The 19144-nt window shown below is 69.0% G+C and carries 17 protein-coding genes; 1 reads left to right on the top strand and 16 read right to left on the bottom strand.

All coding sequences use genetic code 11. The annotated features are described in order from the left end of the window. Nucleotides 1–13: 13 nt before the first annotated feature. The 5 genes from ACU4E7_RS06815 to tlpA all read right to left on the bottom strand — a co-directional run bounded on the left by ACU4E7_RS06815 (nucleotide 14) and on the right by tlpA (nucleotide 7708). Nucleotides 14–868 carry a hypothetical protein gene (locus ACU4E7_RS06815; protein ID WP_447021063.1) on the bottom strand — a complete coding sequence of 285 codons (855 nt, stop codon included), beginning with the start codon at nucleotides 866–868 and terminating at the stop codon, nucleotides 14–16. Nucleotides 869–972: 104 nt separating this feature from the next. Continuing rightward, nucleotides 973–3081: a glycosyl transferase family protein gene (locus ACU4E7_RS06810; RefSeq protein ID WP_447021062.1), complete on the bottom strand. Its 2109-nt coding sequence runs from the start codon at nucleotides 3079–3081 to the stop codon at nucleotides 973–975. Nucleotides 3082–3101: 20 nt separating this feature from the next. Further along, nucleotides 3102–5180 (bottom strand): hypothetical protein, encoded by a 2079-nt coding sequence (locus ACU4E7_RS06805; protein ID WP_447021061.1) that lies wholly within the window; start codon nucleotides 5178–5180, stop codon nucleotides 3102–3104. A 147-nt stretch (nucleotides 5181–5327) separates the two neighbouring features. Further along, nucleotides 5328–6521: a non-hydrolyzing UDP-N-acetylglucosamine 2-epimerase gene (wecB, locus tag ACU4E7_RS06800; protein WP_447021060.1), complete on the bottom strand. Its 1194-nt coding sequence runs from the start codon at nucleotides 6519–6521 to the stop codon at nucleotides 5328–5330. A gap of 401 nt (nucleotides 6522–6922) precedes the next feature. Continuing rightward, complete coding sequence (gene tlpA, locus ACU4E7_RS06795) at nucleotides 6923–7708, bottom strand: thiol:disulfide interchange protein TlpA (protein ID WP_447021059.1); 786 nt, start codon at nucleotides 7706–7708, stop codon at nucleotides 6923–6925. A 15-nt stretch (nucleotides 7709–7723) separates the two neighbouring features. On the opposite strand from tlpA, the gene argH reads away from it, so the two are divergent. Further along, nucleotides 7724–9109, top strand: a complete 1386-nt coding sequence (gene argH / locus ACU4E7_RS06790; protein ID WP_238123924.1) for an argininosuccinate lyase — start codon at nucleotides 7724–7726, stop codon at nucleotides 9107–9109. Nucleotides 9110–9223: 114 nt separating this feature from the next. On the opposite strand, the gene ACU4E7_RS06785 is transcribed toward argH, so the two are convergent. From ACU4E7_RS06785 to pqqB, 11 genes are all read right to left on the bottom strand, one after another. Next, nucleotides 9224–9652, bottom strand: a complete 429-nt coding sequence (locus tag ACU4E7_RS06785) for a c-type cytochrome (protein WP_447021058.1) — start codon at nucleotides 9650–9652, stop codon at nucleotides 9224–9226. A gap of 54 nt (nucleotides 9653–9706) precedes the next feature. Beyond that, nucleotides 9707–10513, bottom strand: coding sequence for a formylmethanofuran dehydrogenase subunit C (locus ACU4E7_RS06780; RefSeq protein WP_447021057.1), 807 nt, complete (start codon nucleotides 10511–10513; stop codon nucleotides 9707–9709). After that, nucleotides 10510–11451 carry a formylmethanofuran--tetrahydromethanopterin N-formyltransferase gene (gene fhcD, locus ACU4E7_RS06775; RefSeq protein WP_447021056.1) on the bottom strand — a complete coding sequence of 314 codons (942 nt, stop codon included), beginning with the start codon at nucleotides 11449–11451 and terminating at the stop codon, nucleotides 10510–10512. Before fhcD ends, ACU4E7_RS06780 begins: the two co-directional genes overlap by 4 nt. Continuing rightward, nucleotides 11448–13103, bottom strand: a complete 1656-nt coding sequence (locus ACU4E7_RS06770; RefSeq protein ID WP_447021055.1) for a formylmethanofuran dehydrogenase subunit A — start codon at nucleotides 13101–13103, stop codon at nucleotides 11448–11450. Before ACU4E7_RS06770 ends, fhcD begins: the two co-directional genes overlap by 4 nt. Beyond that, nucleotides 13100–14410, bottom strand: a complete 1311-nt coding sequence (locus ACU4E7_RS06765; protein WP_447021054.1) for a formylmethanofuran dehydrogenase — start codon at nucleotides 14408–14410, stop codon at nucleotides 13100–13102. Before ACU4E7_RS06765 ends, ACU4E7_RS06770 begins: the two co-directional genes overlap by 4 nt. 429 nt (nucleotides 14411–14839) lie before the next feature. Then, on the bottom strand, nucleotides 14840–15193 hold the full coding sequence (locus ACU4E7_RS06760) for a hypothetical protein (RefSeq protein ID WP_447021053.1): 354 nt from the start codon (nucleotides 15191–15193) through the stop codon (nucleotides 14840–14842). After that, complete coding sequence (locus tag ACU4E7_RS06755; RefSeq protein WP_447021052.1) at nucleotides 15183–15899, bottom strand: hypothetical protein; 717 nt, start codon at nucleotides 15897–15899, stop codon at nucleotides 15183–15185. The genes ACU4E7_RS06760 and ACU4E7_RS06755 overlap by 11 nt, the downstream gene beginning before the upstream one ends. After that, nucleotides 15896–17053: a pyrroloquinoline quinone biosynthesis protein PqqE gene (pqqE, locus tag ACU4E7_RS06750; protein ID WP_447021051.1), complete on the bottom strand. Its 1158-nt coding sequence runs from the start codon at nucleotides 17051–17053 to the stop codon at nucleotides 15896–15898. Before pqqE ends, ACU4E7_RS06755 begins: the two co-directional genes overlap by 4 nt. Next, a complete protein-coding gene (gene pqqD / locus ACU4E7_RS06745; protein ID WP_238123933.1) occupies nucleotides 17050–17325 on the bottom strand; it encodes a pyrroloquinoline quinone biosynthesis peptide chaperone PqqD in 276 nt (91 codons plus the stop codon). The genes pqqE and pqqD overlap by 4 nt, the downstream gene beginning before the upstream one ends. Continuing rightward, nucleotides 17322–18113 (bottom strand): pyrroloquinoline-quinone synthase PqqC, encoded by a 792-nt coding sequence (gene pqqC, locus ACU4E7_RS06740; protein ID WP_443268011.1) that lies wholly within the window; start codon nucleotides 18111–18113, stop codon nucleotides 17322–17324. Before pqqC ends, pqqD begins: the two co-directional genes overlap by 4 nt. Nucleotides 18114–18115: 2 nt before the next feature. Beyond that, nucleotides 18116–19015 carry a pyrroloquinoline quinone biosynthesis protein PqqB gene (pqqB, locus tag ACU4E7_RS06735; protein ID WP_447021596.1) on the bottom strand — a complete coding sequence of 300 codons (900 nt, stop codon included), beginning with the start codon at nucleotides 19013–19015 and terminating at the stop codon, nucleotides 18116–18118. Nucleotides 19016–19144: the final 129 nt, after the last annotated feature.

Here is a 19144-nt window from a genome sequence, read left to right as displayed (position 1 = left end):
CGCTCAGCCATGCTCAGCCGCGCAGCAGCTCGTTGATGAGCTTGCGCTTGAGGTAGTTGGGGGCCTCGAAGGCGAAGGTCTCGAACTCGCGGTAGGCGGCGATCTGCGGGCGGATCTCCGCCGCCGTCGCCGGCCGCAGCGCGTCCCCTCCGGCCGGGCGGAAGGCTTCCAGGATCATGCGGAAGCGGTCGCGGCCGAGCTTGGCGGTCAGCGCCTCGCCATAGAGCCGGGCGCTCTCGGCGGTGCGCATGTGCAGCCCCACGCCATCCTGAAAGAACAGGCCCACGTCCTTGGGCAGCCAGCTGTCGATCCAGTCGGCGAACGGGGCGGCGCCGATGTTGCTGTTGTCATAGGCGCTCACCCACAGGGGGCGCGGCAGGGCGGCCAGAAGGGGCCCCATCTTGGGGGCGTCCATCCAGGTGGGGTCAGCCTCCACCGGGAAGTAAAAGCCATCGGCCCGGAACGGCAGCGGCCGGCGGGCGATGTTCGCCGACAGCTCCACCAGCGCCGCCACGTTGCGCCGCGCCTCCGGCTCGTTGCTCATGCTGGCGAGGCCGACGATGATGGAGCGGGCCCACGGCTCACGGGCGATGCGCTCCCAGTTGGGCGGGTCCTCGATGGTCTGCACGCCGAGGCCGGGGACGAAGGCGGTGCCGTTCACCACGATCCACTGCAGCAGCAGCGCATGCACCCCCAGCCGCTCCCATTCCCCATAGGGGTCGAGGGAGCCGTCGTAGAGCTGCCAGACGATGCCGTCGATCAGCCCCTTGGGCGGCGGCGCCTCGCGGTTCAGCAGCCGGTCGAGGCCGAGCAGGCCGAGGGCACCGGCGGCGCCTCCCGCGACCATGAGGGCTGTGCGTCGATCCATGGCATCCTCTCGCGGCGATGCTCGTATAAGGAAACGGCGGCCGGAGACCGGCCGCCGATGAGGTGTTCAGGAAACGCACCGGACGGCGCACCGCCCGGCGCCGGTCACGCCGGCATCAGCATGAGCCGGCGCTGCTGTTCCTTCATGGTCTCGGCCAGCGCCTCGGAGGTGACGATGCCGCAGCGGACCAGATACTCGCCGATCCGCCCGTCCACGTCCGGGCGATAGTGCTCCATGGCGGACTCGAACGCCTCGCGGCGCATCAGGCCCTTTTCCAGCAGCAGGTCGCCCAGCAGCGGCGGCGAGCTCGCGCCCTCGAAGCCGCGGCCGGTGCCGGCCACCAGCCTCAGGCCGTCGTTGATCTCGCTCTCGCGGGCGATGCGTTGCAGCGGCAGGTCGCCGGTGGCCACCCGCACGTCCTCCAGCGCCTTGTCGCCCAGCGGCGAGGACACCGCCACCACCAGCCGGCCCGACACGTCGCGGCCGATGGGGATGACCCGGCGGCGGACCATCACGTCCAGCGGCAGCAGGTCGCGGAACTCACGGACCAGATGCTCGGTGACGTGGGTCCGCGGCAGGTTGGCCTGATAGGCGATGGCTTCCGCCAGCGTCTCCTCGTCCAGCCAGCCGCGCGAGATGAGGATGCGGCCGAGCGGCTGCTGCTGGCCGCTCTGCAGCGCCAGTGCCTCGTCGAGATGCTCGGGCAGCACCGCCTGCCACATCAGCAGCAGCTCGCCGAGCCGCTGGCGCCGATGGGCGAAGGCCTCGCTTTCCGGGAAGTCGTGCATGGTCTTGTCCCAGACGATGCGCCGACCGAGGAAAATGTGGCCGAGGAACAGCTTCCACGCCCGCAGGGTGGCCGCGAAGTTGACGAAGTTCCCCATCACCACCCGCGGCACCGACATCACCCCCTGTTCCCAGCCATAGATGGCCGAGACGAAGTAGAAGCGCTGTGCCAGCCGCAGGGCGAAGGCGACGGCGTTGGCCGCCAGCACCGCCAACAGCCAGCCTTCCGTCGCGAAGATGGACGGATAGCGCTGGGGAATGAAGCCCAGCTCGCTGCCGAAGTAGATCACCAGGAATAGCACCGCGAGCACGTAGGCGAGCACCGTCACGATGGAGGTGACCACGCCCTTGCGATCGCGCAGCAGGAAGTACTTGTTGGCGAGAGAACCGCGCCAGCCCATGTACTGCCAGCCCTGGAAGGCGATGCCCAGGGCCCACCGCGCCTTCTGCCGGTAGGAGGTGCGGAAGGTATCGGGGAAGAACTCACGCACGCACAGCGGCATGGACAGGCGCATTTCCTTTTCCGGGCCGAAGCCGAAGAAGGTCTCGCGCTTCACCCGGTATTCCACCGGGAACCGGGCGATGATGGCCTGCATGCCGGCGGCGGAGAGGCGGGCGCTGATGTCGTAATCCTCGGTCAGGCTGCCGGTGTTGAACACCTCGCCCTCGCTGTTGAGGTAGAGCACGGCGCGGCGGGAGAAACAGGTTCCCACCCCCGCCGAGGGCACCGAGCCGGCGACGCTTTCGCGCACCACCAGATCCTTGGCATGCCACTCGGCGAACTCGTCCATATAGATGCCGGCCACCATCTCCGACCAATGGCGTTCCAGCGACACCACCGGCACCTGCACCAGATCCTTGCGGGGCAGCAGGTAGTTGAAGAAGCGCAGCTCGAGCGGATGCAGCACATCCTCGCTGTCGTGCAGGATGAGGCCGGCGAACTCGGTGCCGGTCATCTGCTCGTGCTGGAAGATGGCGCGCACCACCGCGTTGAGGCAGTCGGCCTTGTTGGTGGGGCCGGGGTTGCGCAGCTCCACACGCACCAGCTGCTTGTAGCGCCGGCGCATGCGCTCCACCTCGGCGATGGTGTCGGGATCGTTGGGATAGGTCCCAACGAAGATCATGTAGCGCCGGTAATCGAGAACACTGACCATGTTCTCGATCATGGCCGCGATCACATCGGATTCCTGCCAGGCGGGGATCATGATGGCGAGCGGCTGCTCGTCCTTCTGATACAGCGCCTGGACCGAAAGCGGACGGATGAACGGTTCGACCACGAACCGCCGGTAGATCCGCCGCGTCCAGTACCACGCATCGACGAACAGGTCGTCGAGCGAGGACAGGAGGATGAGGACCGCCACCACTGCCGACGAATATTCGATGATGCGAATAACGTCGGCCAACAGGAAGGGCCAATAGAGGGACATGGTGGCAGTCCTCCGAGGGCTCAGTTACCCCGACGCCGCACGTAGGAAGCGCGCATCAGCAGCAGGAAGAACACCGCGGCGGCACCCACGCCGAGGGGCAGGCCCCATTCGGCGGAATTCTGCCACAGGCGCTGCAGGGTCGCCACCGCGCCCTCGGTCTCCGGCACGCGGACGGTGCCGGGCGCGGCGCCGGAGGCCGACACCTCGATCAAGGTGCCGTCCACGCCGACGATGGCCACGTCACCGCGCGACAGCCGCACCGCCTTCTGCGGCGTCATCGGCTTGGGGCCGATGCTCTGCCACAGGATGCCGCGGCTGCCATCGGCATGCACGGCCTGCACCAGCGCCACGTTCTTGAGGCCGGTGATGTCGAGGATGCGGGCCTTCTCGTCATTGCCGACGATCACCCGGTCGCCCTCCACATGGGCCTTGAGGTCGGCGCCCTGGGCCGGCACGTCGAGGCCGAGGAACGAGCCGCTCACCTTGAAGGGCATCCCGGGCGGGTTGACGTCGAGGGTGGAGGCGGTGCCCGGGGGCACGCCGGCGGCAGCGGCCGCCCGCACCACCCGCACCACGCTGTCGCGGGCCGTGGAGAGGTAGGTGTCGGGAATGACCACACGGCCGCCGCCGGCCATGGCCGAGATCACGCCGAGGAAGTCGGCGCCGGACACCGAGCCGCCCAGCTCCAGGTTGGACGAGGGCAGGACCGCCACCGGGAAGGCCTGCGGGGTCTCGCGGCACCGGTCGCTCACCGGCTGGCGCTGGAAGGTCACCCGCAGGGTGTTGCGAGCGCCGAGCGCATAGACCGGGATGGCCGCCGAGAGGTGCTCGGGATGGCCCGTGGCGTCGAGACGCTTGGCGGCCAGCAGCACGTCGTTCAGGAACACCGCCGCCACCGGCTCGGTGGTGGAGGCGCCGGGCGCGGCGGCCACGTCGAGGTTCACGCGGTTGGGCAGGCTGGTGCCACCGGTGGCGGCGGCGAGGTCGAAATTCACCACCCAGTCGCCACGCGCCAGAACCTCCAGGTTGCCGGCCGCATTGCCGAAGGTCGACAGCGGGATGCTATCCCGCGGGGTCGGCTTGGCATCCACCGAGCGCACGGTGACGTTGCCGGCTGAGATGGAGCCGCGCCAGAAGCTGTCGAACAGCTGGGCGGCCTTGGCGCCGGCGCCGGCGCCGACGGCGATCACCGGACGGCCCGCCAGCGTCTGCAGGCTGAGCTCGTCGGTGGCCACCACCGCGTTGCCGAGGCTGGCCGACTTGGTGCGCCAGTCGTTGAACGCCGCCATGGCCGGCCCGCCCATGCGGCCCGCCAGGGCATCGAGGGCGCTGCGGATCTGGCTCAGCAGGATCGGATCGGCCACCACGATGTCGGCGCCGATGGGCGAGGACGGCAGCATCAGCAGGGCGCCCACCTCGGCCTGGTCGCGCAGGCGATAGGTGTTGGCGCCGACGAAATTGGAGAAGGGGGCGATGACCCGCAGGCTGGCGGGCACGTCGAGGCCGGACACGTCCACCTCGTCACCCACGCTGGGCAGGGTCTTCACGACGATGCGCTTGCCGGCATTCTCCACCGCGAGGCCGAGCCGCCAGGCGGTGTCGAAGCTCTCCTTGGCCAGCGTGCCGCCGGCCACCAGCACCGAGCCGGCGCCGGGCATGGCGCTCCACGCGGTGGACAGGTCGCGCACGTAGGAGGCGTTGTAGGAATAGATGAGGTGGCTGGTCGGCAGCAGCTTCAGCACATTGCCGATGGCCCGCTCGTCCGAGCACAGGTCCTCGCCGATCACCGACGACCAGGCGATGCCGAACCGCAGGAAGCCGGAGGGGCGCGGCTTAGCGCTCACGTCGACGGTGGTGTTGGCCGTGCCCTGCTCGCCTTCGAGCCGCCGGGAGAACACCGGATTGCCGTCCACCGAGACCACCATGGTGGTCCGGCCGCCGTCGCCGCGTAGATAGTCCGCATCGACCACGAACCGCGCATCGGACAGGGGCACGCCCGCGGGAACGGGAACATAAATGTCGCGCCGGGCATCCATGCCCTGGAACACCACGGGCGCGTCGACGCCGAGATCGGTGAGGGTGACCTCGCGGGTCACCATCTGATCCTGCGCGCGCTCCTGGAGGGCGGAGATGAGGGGATCTGCGGTTTGTGCAAAGGCCGCGGAACTGAGCAAGGTCAAGGCGACCAGCCCTGCGGGGATTGCGCAAGCCGCGCGACGTGCGGGATGAGGTGTCATGTCATTCTCTCACGATGCGGTGGGTTGCGGTGCAGCGGCCGGCTTGGACCGCTGCAGAACGGATGAAAACGCGGGGGTGAACTCTTCGACCGGACGGCCGAGAAGGGTGTCGACGATCCGGCGGCACGCGGCGCCGTCGCCATAGGGATTCACGCGGTTGGCGAAGCGGGCATAAGCCTCAGGATCGTCCAGCAGGCGGCTGACCGCCGCGACGATGGCGGCCCGGCCGGTGCCCACCAGTTGCACGGTGCCGGCGTCGACAGCCTCCGGGCGCTCGGTCACATCACGCATGACAAGCACCGGCTTGCCGAGGGCGGGCGCCTCTTCCTGCACGCCACCGGAATCGGTGAGCACCAGGTGGGCCCGCTGCATGAGCCGCTGGAACGGCAGATAATCGAGTGGTGCGATGAGGTGCACGTTGGCCCGGCCGGACAGCGCCTCATGCACCGGCCCGCGCACGTTGGGATTGAGGTGCACCGGATAGACGATCTCCACATCCCGCCGCTGCGACAGGTCGGCCAGCGCCTGGCAGATGTGCAGGAAGCCGGCGCCGAAATTCTCGCGGCGATGGCCGGTGACGAGGATGATCCGCTTGGCGGCGTCCAGCCCGGCGAACGGGCGATCGAGCTCCGCCCGCAGCGCCGGGTCGGCGGCGATGCGGCGCTGGGTCTCCTGCAGGGCGTCGATCACCGTGTTGCCGGTGATGATGATGCGGCCTTCCAGCTGCTCGCTCTCGAGATTGGCGCGGGAGCGGGCGGTGGGGGCGAACAGCAGGTCGCTCGCCACATCCACCACCCGGCGGTTCATCTCCTCCGGGAACGGCTGGTCGAGGTGATAGGTGCGCAGGCCCGCCTCCACATGGCCGACCGGAATGCGACGATGAAAGGCGGCGAGGGCGGCGGCCATGGCCGTGGTGGTATCTCCATGCACCAGCACCCGATCGGGGCGCTCCGCCTCCAGCACCGGGTCGAGGGCGGCAAGGGCGGCGCTGGCCAAGCCGTTGAGGCCCTGGTTGCTGGCCATGAGCTTGAGGTCGAAGTCGGGGGTGATGTCGAACAGCCGCAGCACCTGGTCCAGCATCTCGCGGTGCTGGCCGGTGACGCACACGCGCGCCGTCAGGCCCGGCTCCGCTGCCAGTGCCTTGACCAGCGGGGCCATCTTGATCGCCTCGGGGCGCGTGCCGAAAACGGACAGAATTCTCAAAGGGACCGCCAATGCTGATTCGACGCGGACAAGACCAAGGCGGCCGCCGGTGTCAAGACCTGCGGGCCCAGCTTTTTGTGTCGCCAATTTGTCGAGGGCGCAAGCCAATGATGAATCTATGACTAATTTTGCGCCGCACGATGATACCGTAAACGTGTGGTAATTCCATCCTGCAGGTGCAACCGCTTCCAGAACCTTAAGCGAGGCGTGCCACAAAAGGTTACGCAACGTTAAGGTAAACCAATGGTTTATGGGGTTCGGCGTGGATCCGTGCCGGCTGTCCTACAGCCTCGGGCTCACCGCTGCGGAATGTCGCCGCGCCGCGGCCCGGCGCCGCACTCGCAGCGTTATCTTACTACCTCACGGGCCGCTGAGGCATCGGGATCCGTTTCGGTGCCCCCTTAGCGGCCGGCAACCGCAGCCTTCACCAGGGCCTGCGCCTCGGGACTCCCCCACGCGGCGGGGCCGGCCAGAAAACCCAACTCGCAGCCGTTGCGGTCCACCAGCAAAGTGGTGGGCAGGCCGAAGCCGCGGCCGACGCTCCGCAGCGCCTGGAAGCTGCGGGTTTGCGGATCGGCGAAGAAGCGCAGGTGACGAACCTGGGTTTCGGCAAGAAAGCGCTGCGCCTTGTCCGGGTCGCGGGTGTCGAGATTGATGGCCACCACCTCGAAATCCGGCCCGCCGAGAGCCTGCTCGAGATGATCCAGCTCCGGCATTTCCTTGCGGCAGGGCACGCACCATGTGGCCCACAGATTGACCAGGACGATGCGTCCCTTGAAATCCTCGAGGCTGCCGCTCACGCCCTTGGCGTCGGTGAAGGTGAGGTTCGGCAGCCGGCGCGGCTCGGTGGCCAGCTTGAGAGCCGCCAGCTCGCCTTTGGCCAGCCCGTCGAGGCCGCGGGCCCGCGCTACGCTGGCGGCGCAGTCCGCGGTCGCCGTGTCGGGGGTCGGGCCGGTGGCGGTCGCGGCCGGTTCAGCGCTGCTCTGCGCCACGGGTGCATTGCCGGAGAGGTGGTTCATCCCGTATAGGGCGAGCGCGCCGGCCGCGGCGCCCGCCAGCGTCGCCAGAGCCACCAGGCCGATGGTCCGCCGGGCCGACGCGCGCCGCGCGGAAGCGCCGCCCTGAGCCGCCGGAACAGCCCCGTTCCGGCTTTCGGTATCGGGGGACGCCTGTTCAGGTTTGGTCATCACCGGAGATCCGTCATGAGCAACAAGATGTGGGGCGGGCGCTTCACCTCCGCCCCCGATGCCATCATGGAGGAGATCAACGCCTCCATCGGCTTCGATCAGCGTCTTTACGCGCAGGACATCGCCGGCTCCAAGGCCCATGCGGCCATGCTCGCCACCCAGGGCATCATCGCCGGCGACGATGCCCAGAAGATCCAGGACGGTCTAGACACGATCCTGTCAGAGATCGAGGCCGGCAACTTCAGCTTCCGCCGCGAGCTGGAGGACATCCATATGAATGTGGAGTCCCGGCTCGCCGAGCTGATCGGCGCCAGTGCCGGCCGCCTGCACACCGCCCGCTCCCGCAACGACCAGGTGGCCACCGACTTCCGCCTGTATATGCGCGACACCATCGACGCCCTCGACGCCCAGCTGGCCGATCTGCAGCTGGCGCTGGCCGAGAAGGCGCTCGCCCACGCCGCCACGGTGATGCCCGGCTTCACCCACCTGCAGACCGCCCAGCCGGTCACCTTCGGCCACCATCTGATGGCCTATGTGGAGATGATGAACCGCGACCGCGGCCGGCTGAAGGATGCCCGCGCCCGCCTCAACGAGTGCCCCTTGGGCTCGGCGGCGCTGGCCGGCACCTCCTTCCCCATCGACCGCGAGGCCACCGCCGCCGCCCTCGGCTTCGCCCGGCCCACTGCCAATTCCCTCGACGGCGTGTCCGATCGCGACTTTGTGATGGAGACCCTGTCGGCCGCCTCCATCTGCGCCGTGCACCTCTCCCGCTTCGCCGAGGAGGTGGTGATCTGGACCTCCCCCTCGTTCGCCCTCGTCAAGCTCTCGGATGCCTTCACCACCGGCTCCTCGATCATGCCGCAGAAGCGCAATCCCGATGCGGCGGAGCTGGTGCGGGCCAAGGCCGGCCGCATCATCGGCGCCCTCACCGGCATCCTGGTGGTCATGAAGGGCCTGCCTCTGGCCTATGCCAAGGACATGCAGGAGGACAAGGAAGGTGCCTTCGACGCTCTGTCCGCGCTGTCTCTGGTGATCGCCGCGAGCGCCGGCATGGTGCGTGATCTCACCCCCGACGCCGACCGCATGAAGGCCGCTGCCGGCCAGGGCTACTCCACCGCCACGGACCTGGCTGACTGGCTGGTGCGGGCGCTCAACATCCCGTTCCGCGAAGCGCATCATATTACCGGCCGCATCGTCGGTCTCGCCGCCGACAAGGGTCTGGCGCTGGATCACGTGCCGCTGGCTGACATGAAGGCGGTGGATGCCCGCATCACCGACGACGTCTATTCCGTCCTGTCGGTGGAACGCTCGGTGGACAGCCGCATGAGCTATGGCGGCACGGCGCCCGAGCGGGTGCGGGCGCAGGCGGAGCGGTGGCTGAAGCAGCTCGCCGGCGAATAAAAATAGGCGGCAAAGTTTTTCACTTTGCCGCCTCAGGTTCTCACGCCACGACCCCCTCGCGACGTGAATGGCAAACCTCAACCGTTCGCCGGCGACCTCTCCGGCGAACGGATGCTATTTCTTGTTCCCCTCAGCGTCGAACTGCGCCAGGAAAGCGATCAGGTTGGCCCGCTCGGTGTCGTTCTTGACCCCGGCGAAGGCCATTTTTCCCTTGGGTGCCAGCACTTTGGGGTTGGTGATATAATTGTCGAGCGTGGCCAGATCCCAGACCTTGCCGGCGGCGGCACCGGACTTGATGTCCTCGGAATAAGGATAGCCCTCGAAGTGCGCCCATTTGGCGCCGACGATGCCATTGAGCGGCGGGCCGACCTTGGTCTTGGCGCCGGGGCCAATGGCATGGCAGGCCATGCATTTCTTGAACACCACCTCCCCCTTGGCGGGGTCACCGGCCACCGCGGCATCCTCCGCCCGGGCCGAACCGGCGCCGGCGAGCAGCACCGCCAGGGTGCCGGCCGCAACGACGCGCGCAAAAGTCACTCTCATCGGACTTCCTCCTTCTGGCCGGTTTGGACCGGCTCGTGTTGCGCCAGCCACAGCTCACTGCAGCAGCAGTATTTCACCTTCGCCGCCCACCAATCGGTTGCCGGCAAATCTTTGGGCGCGGCCGGACACGCCGCCGCCGAACAGGGCCGCCAGCTCCGGCACCCGGCGCGCCATCAGCAGCAGTGCCACGAGGTCGTGGCTGCCGGTGTCGGCGAAACCCGGCGCCAGGGCCGCTGGCGCCTGGGCCAGCAGCAGCGAGCCGCGCCGCATGCCGCGCCCGGCATCGGGCCCCAGGCGCCCGGCCACGGCCACGGTGCCGGCGATAAGATCAGTCGCCGCGCCGGCGCCCGCATCACCGGCCACCAGCACCAGCCCGCCGCGCAGCCGCTCGGCGAGGCGGAGGCCCGCATTGCCGCCGACCTGAACCACACCGCCGCGCATGCCCAGCCGCTCACCGGGCAGGGCGCTGCCAAGCCCGGCACCGGCATCACCCGCGACCTCGATGCGACCGGCCACCAGACCGGCGGCGAGGCCGTCGCCGGCATCGCCGCGCACCACCAGGCGACCACCCGTCATGCGGGCCCCGGCATCGGCGCCCACCGGGCCCTCCACCAGGATCTCACCCGCGCCGAGATCGGCGCCGACGCCATCGAGCCGCGGATCGCCGCTCACCACCAGGGCGTCAGACGCGCCCGAGCTCACCTCGAACAGCTCACCCAGGGCCACCCGCTGGGCCCCGAGGAACACATCCTTGCGCGCCACCGCATCACTGCTCAGGCCGGCGAGGGCCGCCGGGGTGATGCCGGTGAGATCCAGGCGGGCGTCGAGCGGCGCCCGCAGCTTCAGCCGATAGCCGCTCATGCCTGCCCCCCTTCCAGGGTTTCTTTTGCAAGCCCGGCCGGCGCCATCAGCGCCCGGAGCTTGAAATGGAACGGGCCGAGATTGCCGCCGTAATTGCCGGCATCCACCGCCACCACCCCGGCGTCGGCGCCAAGTTCGCACACTGCGGCGATGCCCGCGCGCATACTGGCCGCCATTTCCGCTTCGCCGAGGCCGTCGATGACGATCTCCATCACGCTGCCCACTTCCGGCGGCAGAGCCGAGGGCACGAGGCCCCGCAGGGTCGGGCAATAGGCGTCGTTGCTGGAGGCGATCAGCCCCGCATATTTGGAGCCCACTTTGGAGCCCGAGCGCACCACGCCGCCGGGGAACGGCAGAACAGCGCCTTCCACCTGGGCCATGGCATCCACCGCCGCTTCCGCCGCCGCCAGGGCCGCCGGCCGGTCGCGGGCGAGAATGAGGAAGTTGCCGCCGCCCACCGCCGAGGTCACCGAGCCGGAGATCTCGTCACAGACGAATTCGCCCTCCATCACCGGCACCCGCCAGATGCGCTGATCCTCGATCTTCTTTGACACCTGGTGGCCATCGCCGAAATAACGCAGGGCCCGGCCGATAGGGATGGCCGGGCCGCCCTGAAGCCCGGCATAGCAGGCCGAGGTGGGCGAGGTGAGCACGCATTGGCCGACCCGCAGCGGCACGATCTTCTTCAGGTCTTTCAAAGACATGGCGAAGATGAGCACGCTGATGCCGGGCCGCCCGTCCGGGGTCTCGCTGGGGGCCAGCTCCCGTTCGATGGCAGCCTCGCAGCCGCAGCCGATCACCGAAGTGGCGAAGCCGGTCATGCTGGTGGCAGCGGTGCGCGCCCAGCGCGGCGTGTCGGCGGTGATGATGAGGCGGGTGCCCGCCATGGGAAAGGCTTCCGCGAAGCTGTCGCGGATCTCCACACCATTGATCTTCATGGCTGGGTCTCCACCAGCTCAGGCCCTTCGCCGTCGCGGATCTCGCCATCGGCAATCTGGAAATGGCTCGATTTGAGCCCCACCGCCTCGTCGAACCAGCGCTCCAGGCGCTTGTCCATGAGCGGGTCAGAGGGCGGATGCACCGCGAACGTGCGCCCCTTCTTGAGCGCCACCACCTCGCCATCGCGCACGACGATGTCACCATCCTTCAGCACCAGGCGGGGCGCGGCGAACATGGCCTCGCGGTCGGGCTGCTCCACGTACAGCACCACGTCGGCACGGGCGCCGGGGCCGAGATGGCCACGATCCTTGAGGCCGAGGGTGCGGGCCGGCGCCGCCCGGGTCACCACCGCGATCTCCTCCAGCGTGTATTCGCGGGAAATCTCCGCGAGCCGGGTATGGGCGCGGGCCGCCTTGTGGATGCGCTCCAGGTGGGCATCGCGGAACGGCTTGTCCATCAGCAACCGGATGAGGTGCGGATAGGAGGTGAACGGCCCGCCATTGGGATGATCGGTGGTGAGGTAGACCCGCCAGGGATCTTCCACCAGCAGGAACAGCTCCAGCCCGATGGCCCATTGCAGGGCGTTGACGAACGAGGTGTCGCGATAATTGAATGGCACCACGCCGCAGGCCGCATCCATCTCGATGTCCATGCCGATCCACTTCTTGGGATCGGCGATGCCATGGTTGCGATATTGCGACATCAGGTCGGCCGAGGCGGTCACCGTCTGGCCGAACATGATCTGCCCCACATCAATGGAGATGTGGGGATTGGCGTTCACCGCCTCGGCGATCTCCACCGCGCCGGAGGAGAAGCGCCGGTCGCCCTCCGTTCCATAGGAATGGAACTGGATGTGGGTGAGGTGCAGCGGGAAGCCCTCGGTGGCGCCGATGGTGGCCAGCGTGGTCTTCACATTGCCCGGCACGCCGAGATTGCAGCCGTGCAGATGGATCGGATGGGGCACGCCCAGTTCCGTCACCGCCCGCTGCAGGGTGTTGAGGATGCGCCGGGGCGTGAGGCCGTAATGGGGGCCGGTTTCATCCAGGTCGAGAGCCCGGCCGTTGAACTTGAAGGCGTTGATGCCGCCCGGATTGACGATCTTGATGGCGCAGCACTGGGTGGCTTTGAGCATCCAGGCCACATAGTCGTTCACCGCCTGCTGGCCGTCCCCCTCGGCGATCATCCGCAGCAGGAAATCGTCATTGCCCAGCACCAGGAAGCCGCCGGTGTCGAGGTTCGGGATGTCGCCCATCTCCAGATGGGCGTGCCGGGCATTGGCCCCCACCACCGCCGGCTCGAAGGCGGCGGTGTAGCCCATCTGCGAATAGCGGCAGCCGGTGGCATGGGTGGTGGGCGCGGCGCGCCCGCCGCCGCAGCCGCACATCATGCCGCCGAACGGCTCCGGGAATCGCGCCCGGTCGTCGTTCATCAACAGGCGGCCGAGGTTCACCTTGCCGCCGGCGATGTGGGTGTGCAGATCGATGCCGCCGGCCAGAACCACGCAGCCCGAGGCGTCGATGATCTCGTCATTGGCCCCGGCGGGGCCGTCTGCGGCGATGATGCGGCCATCGGAGATGACGATATCGCGCGGCGTGTCCACCACGCCGTTGGCGGGGTCGAACACCCGCCCGCCGGTGATGCGTGTGGTCATGCCGCCCTCCGCAGGCTGTCGAGAATGGCTTCCGCGGCCGCAGCCACGCTGGGCAGCTCGGCGTTACGTAGTGGAGCGAGGGGCAGGCAGACCACGGAATCCATGCGGAACACGTGGCCGAAGTGGTCCACCCCCGGCGTTCCCACCGGAATGAACACATCCGGCTCGCGGGTGAACACCGTGTCGGGATGGGCGAGGGCGATCACCGGGCCCCGTTCGAAATCCGCAGGGGCACCGGGGCGGAACGCGCTTACATGCAGCAGCAGGTCCGCATCCTTCAACGCGGTCGCGGTGGCGTAGCGATCCGGGGCATGGCGGGCGGTGCCGCCGCCGACGCTGGTGCGCAGGGGATAGCCGAACCGCCACAGCGCCGCCTGATGGGCACCGGTGATGTTGTCCCGCCCGCCGAGCGGAAACACCGCCGCGCGGGTGGTGACGCTGAGCACGTCCACGGCGCCGGCTGCGGCTTCCGCCACGGTGGCGGCGTCCCGCGTGGAGAGCACTCCCGCATTCCAGACGAACACCGAATAGGCCGCCGCCTTCAGCGGCTCCACCAGCGCCACCAGCGCCGGCGCGATACCATCCAGTTCCGGCAGGTCGGCCACGGCGCGGCCGGCGAGCAGGCCGGTGAGCGCCTGGGCCGCCAGCGCCACCTGATCGGTCGGCACCGGGATTTCCACCACCTCCTGGCCGGCCAGCGCCCGCCGCGCGGCTTCGGAAAGGGCGCCGCCGATGATCACCACACGGCGCCGGCGACCGGCGACGAACAGCGGCGCGGCATCCGCGTCACCGGCAGCCGACGGCAGCAGGCGCTCGAACACATGGCCGAAGCTGAGGGTCGGATCGGGTCCGAACACCACCAGGAGATCGCACCGGTTGCGCACCTCGGCGACGGTGGTGGCGATCCAGCCGCGCCGTCCCAGCCGCTCCAGATTGGCGAACAGGCCGCCGGAGGCCTCGTGATCGAAGCTGGCGCCGCAGGTCATGGCGATGTCGAACACCCGGCGCAGGCCGTCGAGGTCGGCGCCGAGGCCGCTGAAGGCGGCGGCGCGGCTGCCGCGCAGATGGCGCCCGGCGGCGGCCGCGGCCTCCGCAAGGGTGGTCTCCTGGCCGCCCACCCGCGGCGCCGGCGGCGGCTGATCCGGCCGGGCGAGCAGGCGCGCCGCCTCGGCGCACGCCTTGATGGGACGGATGGCGCGGCCGGACACGGCCACTTCGAGATCGTCACAGCCGAGGCCGCAAAAACCGCAGACCACGTCCGTCACGATGCGATCTGCATCGTCGCGGGACTCGTCGTCACTTGTCATGATGTCACCGTGCGGACAGCGCGCGGGAAGCCGGGGCGACCGCGGCCGCGCAGGCACTGGTCCCATGCTGAAACTGCAGGAAAGAACCCGACACTACGGGTGGGGCAACGAAACGGGATATGGCCATGGCACTGCCTGGATGGGAATTTAAGGACCCGATCAAGACGCCGCGGCGGTTGCCCGCTTGTCGTTGCAGTGCGCTTCGTAGCTCCGCCTCTTCTGAGGAACGGCTTCGTGCGCCATGCGTCTGTTCTTGAGAAGGAAGCTAACACAGCCCATCGGGACTTGAAAACCCGTCAGCTGTGCGGCAGATGCGAGCAATTGTTGTGCGTTGCGAAACCCGGCGGCAGGCACATCCCCCGCGTCCATGGGAATTGGGTGCGCCGCGCCCCCGTTCTCCCGCCTTCAATTGCACGCCGATCGCCGGAATTACTTGAAGCACCGCACCTCGGCTTCGGCCTGGGCGCGGCGCAGATCGGCGATGATGTCGTCATACATCTTCACGCTGCGAAATATGGACGCGCCCTGCCCCAGCCCCTGGCGCATGGACAGGATGGTCTCGGCCTGAATGTAGCGGTCATAGGGAAGCACTGAAGCCAGTGTATCCACCGAGCAGGCGCAGCGGGTCATGGCATCGCGCGTCTGGCCGTTGGCGCCCATGCAGGCCAGCACATAATCCACCCGGGCCTCGGTGGGATAATCACTGGTCTCGGTGGCCGAGACTCCCAGCGGCGCCAACGCCAGCGCTACCGCGGCGATGCGTGCAAAAGCTCTATGGCTCATAGCTCAATGCCTCCTCCCACAAGCGCCCCTCGGGGACGTCGGCGGTGACCGCGATGCGGGCGATGGCGCCCGGCAGCTCCGGGGCCACGTCGAACGTGTAGGTCAGGGCCTCCAGGCCGCGCATGCGCTTGGCATTGGGATCGCCGGCAAACGGCGCCACCTTCACCTGCCAGCCCGCATAGGTGTGGCCGCCGCGGGTGATCTGCAGCGGGCTCACCTCCGCCTTGTCGCGCAGGGCGGCACGGATGGCGTTCTTGAAATAGCGCGGGTTGCCCTTCAGCAGGCCCGACAGGTCGCCCACATGATGCTCCAGGAACAGCACCAGCACGGGATTGCCGCTCACTCCCTCGAACGGACCGGCAGCGCGGTGCCGCTCGGGGCCGAAGAAGTCCACCTTCACGGTGCGCGCGCCGGGCGGCGCCTCGGCGGCGGGCTCGATCTGCAGGGTGATGCGATCGTCATAGCTGGGGCCGAGGTCGGCATTGGCCATCTTGCGGTGGTAGTCGTAGCGCAGCGTCTGGCCCGGCGTGGTGTCGGCGAGCTGCGGCGCCTCGAACAGCAGCGCCGCCGCCGCCGGTGCCGCGGTTTCGGCGGCCTGCAGCACCGAGAACGCCGGCGCGGCGACGAGGCCCGCCGCCAGCAGAAATGCGGCAACCGGCAGCGCGGCACGCCGTCCGGCGCGGCGAGGGGAACGCAGAAGGCTCATGACAGCGTCTCCGCCGGCTGCGGCACCGGGGCGCCGCCGATGGTGCGATAGATGTAGTCGGGCGCGACACCGCCGGCCTCGGCGGTGGCCAGGGCCTCCATGCGGGCGTGGAAGGGCGAGCGCGAGCAGGCGGGATCGGTGGCGGTGGCATCCCCCAGAAGCGCCATGGCCTGGCAGCGGCAGCCGCCGAAGTCCAGCTCGCGCCGCTCGCAGCTGCGGCACGGTTCCGGCATCCAGTCGGTGCCGCGATAGGCGTTGAACGCCGGATTGTGGCGCCAGATGTCCGCGAGCCCATGCTCGCGCACGGTCCAGAATTCGAGCCCCGGGATGTTCTCCGAGGCATGGCAGGGCAGCACCTTGCCGGTGGGCGTCACGTTGAGCGTCTTGCGGCCCCAGCCGCCGGTGCAGGGCTTGGGATAGCGGGCGTAATAGTCCGGAATCACCATGTCGATGACGAGCACGCCTTCGAGCCGCCGGCGGGCCTCTTCCACCAGCGCGATGGAGCGGTCCACCTCCGCCCGCTCCGGCATCAGCGCCGCCCGGTTCACATAGGCCCAGCCATAGTATTGGGTGTGCGCCACCTCCAGCCGCTTGGCCTTGAGCGCCACCGCGAGGGCGATGATCTCCTCCACCTCGTGGATGTTGCCGCGGTGGATCACCGCGTTGAGGGTGAGCGGCAGTCCCAGTTCCACCACCCGCCGGGCAAAGGCGAGCTTCGCCACGTGGCCGCCTTTATAACCGCCGATGCGATCCGCGGTGTCGACGGTGGCGCCCTGCACGGAGAGCTGCACATGGTCGAGGCCGGCGTCGTACAAGGCGTCGATCATGGTGCCGGCGCGGCCGATGCCGGACGTGATGAGGTTGGAATAGAGCCCCTCGCGGGCGCAGTGGGCGGTGAGTTCCACCAGATCCGGCCGCGCGGTGGGTTCGCCACCGGACAGATGGATGTGCAGCACGCCAAGCGCCGCCGCCTCGCTCAGAACCCGCTTCCAGGTGGCGGTGTCGAGCTCGGCGTCGCGCCGCTCCAGCTCCAGCGGGTTGGAGCAATAGGGGCAGCGCAGCGGACAGCGATGGGTCAGCTCCGCCAGCAGGCCGATGGGATGGCCCACCAGATCGGCGGCCTGCGGCGCGCGGGCCGGCGCCGGGGCGCTCATCGCTCGATCACCCGGCGGGCGATCAGATCGCCGATCATGGCCAGAACGTCGCCGGCGATGACCTCGCGCTTCTCGTCATATTGCGCGGCCAGGGCATCGACGATGGCGCCGCAGTCGCGCTGGCCATCCACCAGGGCCAGCACGGCGGCGGCGATGGCGTCGATGTTGAAAGCCCGTTCCGGCGCCAGCAGCACATGGCGCTGGCGCACCGCGTCGTATTTCAGCTTCACTCCGCGCGGCAGGCGCGGCACATCGGTTTCGGCGGCGATCATGGGGTCATCCCCGCCATGCCGACACCGGGCACCCAGGCCCCCGGCGCCGGCCAGCCGGGCGCCACATAGGCGAAATAGAGGGCGTCCAGCTGCGCCCACAGCACCTCGGTCTTGAAGGTCAGGGCACGCAGCACCGCCCGCTGCTGCTCCACCGTGCGCGCATGCGCCTTCACATAGTCGAGGGCGAAATCGGCATCCTTCGGCGCCTGATCGAGCCGGCGGCGGAAATAGGCCACCACCGTCTCGTTGATGAAATCGTAATGGGTGAGCATGCCGGAGATGCGCTCGGCATGGATGCCGGGCGCGAACAGCTCGGTGAGCGAGGAGGCCACCGCCTCCAGCAGGGAATGGTCGGCCACGAAGCGCACATAGGCTTCCACCGCGAACGTGGTGGCCGGCAGCGCGCCCTGCTTGGACACCACGTAATCCCGGTCGAGGCCGAGGCCGTCGGTGAGGATCAGCCAGCGCTCGATGCCGCCTTGATCGGCCTCGAAACCGTCATGGTCGGTGATGCGGTGCAGCCACTCCCGGCGCAGGGTCCGGTCATCGCAGCGGCTCATGAGCGCCGCGTCCTTGCGCGGAATGGCGGACTGGTAGCAATAGCGGTTCAGCGCCCAGGCGCGCACCTGATCCTGATTGAGCGCGCCCGAGTGCAGCAGCTGATGAAACGGGTGGCGATTGTGATAGCGCTGCGCGCCCACCGTCCGCAGCGCCGCCTCCAGCCCCTCCGGCGTGTAGGGGGTGTCGACCGGTGCCGGCAGCGGCTCGCGGGAGATGTCGAATTGCAGGCTCACAGCGAGAACTCCATGCCGTCGCGGGTCACGATCCACCCCGCCGCCTCCACCGCGCTGCGCTCCGGCGAGCCATCCACGAGGGCGGGATTGGTGTTGTTGATATGGATGAAGGCCCGCCGCTTCACCGGCACATCCTCGAGCAGCGCCATGGTGCCGCCGGGCCCCGACATGGAGAGGTGGCCCATGCGCGCGCCGGTCTTCACCCCGGTGCCGGAGCGGATCATCTCATCGTCGCGGAAGAGGGTGCCGTCGAACAGCAGCAGATCGGCCCCGGCGAGGCGGGCCCGCACCTCCGCCGTCACGGCGGCGCAGCCGGGAATATAGACGAGGCGCTTGTCGGCGCAGGTGATGACGACCCCCACCGTGCCCTCGGTCTCGGCCCCGAGGACGAGCTCCGCATCCTCGCGCCACAGGGGCACCTTGCCGGGCACGGAGAACATCTCCAGCGTGAGGCCGGGCAGGGGCGAGAACGGCGCGCCGAGCGCCACCTGGCGCCGCTCCACGAAGGCCGGGTTCACCACGTCGAACACCTGGTTCTGGCCCACCAGCGCCAGGGTTTCGGCCGTGCCGAACAAGATGAAGGGCTGCGATTCCCGCAGCGTCAGGAGGCCGGCGATATGGTCCACGTCGCCATTGGTCAGCAGCACGGCGGCGATAGGGGAATGGCGCTCGCCCGCACGCGGATGCAGGGCCGGGGTGGCGGCGATCTGCGCCCGCAGGTCCGGCGAGGCATTCAGCAGCAGCCAGCGATCGCCATCGGCCGACACCGCCAGGGCAGATTGGGTGCGCGGCGTGACCCGGGGATCACCCGCCCAGGCGAGGCGGCAGACTGGGCAGCGGCAATTCCATTGCGGAACGCCGCCGCCGGCCGCAGAGCCAAGAACAATGGCTTGCATGATGGAGGTCGTGCCGAGCCCCGCGCGGGACATGGGCGCACGCACCTTGCGCGTGAGCCGCGCGCCGCATCACCGGCAAGGGTGAAAGGGGCCGTTGCCCGCCCGTTCCGGGATGCGGGCACGCACTGC

The sequence above is a fragment of the Xanthobacter sp. ZOL 2024 genome (assembly GCF_052932325.1).
This window is presented reverse-complemented; position numbering and strand designations above follow the sequence as displayed.

Excerpts from the sequence above, each read along its gene's own strand:
- pqqD (WP_238123933.1), bottom strand. The coding sequence starts at position 17,325 with ATGATCGCCGCCGAAACCGATGTGCCGCGCCTGCCGCGCGGAGTGAAG.
- ACU4E7_RS06765 (WP_447021054.1), bottom strand. The coding sequence starts at position 14,410 with ATGACAAGTGACGACGAGTCCCGCGACGATGCAGATCGCATCGTGACG.
- ACU4E7_RS06760 (WP_447021053.1), bottom strand. The coding sequence starts at position 15,193 with ATGAGCCATAGAGCTTTTGCACGCATCGCCGCGGTAGCGCTGGCGTTG.
- tlpA (WP_447021059.1), bottom strand. The coding sequence starts at position 7,708 with ATGACCAAACCTGAACAGGCGTCCCCCGATACCGAAAGCCGGAACGGG.
- ACU4E7_RS06755 (WP_447021052.1), bottom strand. The coding sequence starts at position 15,899 with ATGAGCCTTCTGCGTTCCCCTCGCCGCGCCGGACGGCGTGCCGCGCTG.
- pqqB (WP_447021596.1), bottom strand. The coding sequence starts at position 19,015 with ATGCAAGCCATTGTTCTTGGCTCTGCGGCCGGCGGCGGCGTTCCGCAA.
- ACU4E7_RS06770 (WP_447021055.1), bottom strand. The coding sequence starts at position 13,103 with ATGACCACACGCATCACCGGCGGGCGGGTGTTCGACCCCGCCAACGGC.
- ACU4E7_RS06815 (WP_447021063.1), bottom strand. The coding sequence starts at position 868 with ATGGATCGACGCACAGCCCTCATGGTCGCGGGAGGCGCCGCCGGTGCC.
- pqqE (WP_447021051.1), bottom strand. The coding sequence starts at position 17,053 with ATGAGCGCCCCGGCGCCGGCCCGCGCGCCGCAGGCCGCCGATCTGGTG.
- ACU4E7_RS06805 (WP_447021061.1), bottom strand. The coding sequence starts at position 5,180 with ATGGTGACCCGCGAGGTCACCCTCACCGATCTCGGCGTCGACGCGCCC.
- argH (WP_238123924.1), top strand. The coding sequence starts at position 7,724 with ATGAGCAACAAGATGTGGGGCGGGCGCTTCACCTCCGCCCCCGATGCC.
- fhcD (WP_447021056.1), bottom strand. The coding sequence starts at position 11,451 with ATGAAGATCAATGGTGTGGAGATCCGCGACAGCTTCGCGGAAGCCTTT.
- ACU4E7_RS06780 (WP_447021057.1), bottom strand. The coding sequence starts at position 10,513 with ATGAGCGGCTATCGGCTGAAGCTGCGGGCGCCGCTCGACGCCCGCCTG.
- ACU4E7_RS06810 (WP_447021062.1), bottom strand. The coding sequence starts at position 3,081 with ATGTCCCTCTATTGGCCCTTCCTGTTGGCCGACGTTATTCGCATCATC.
- ACU4E7_RS06785 (WP_447021058.1), bottom strand. The coding sequence starts at position 9,652 with ATGAGAGTGACTTTTGCGCGCGTCGTTGCGGCCGGCACCCTGGCGGTG.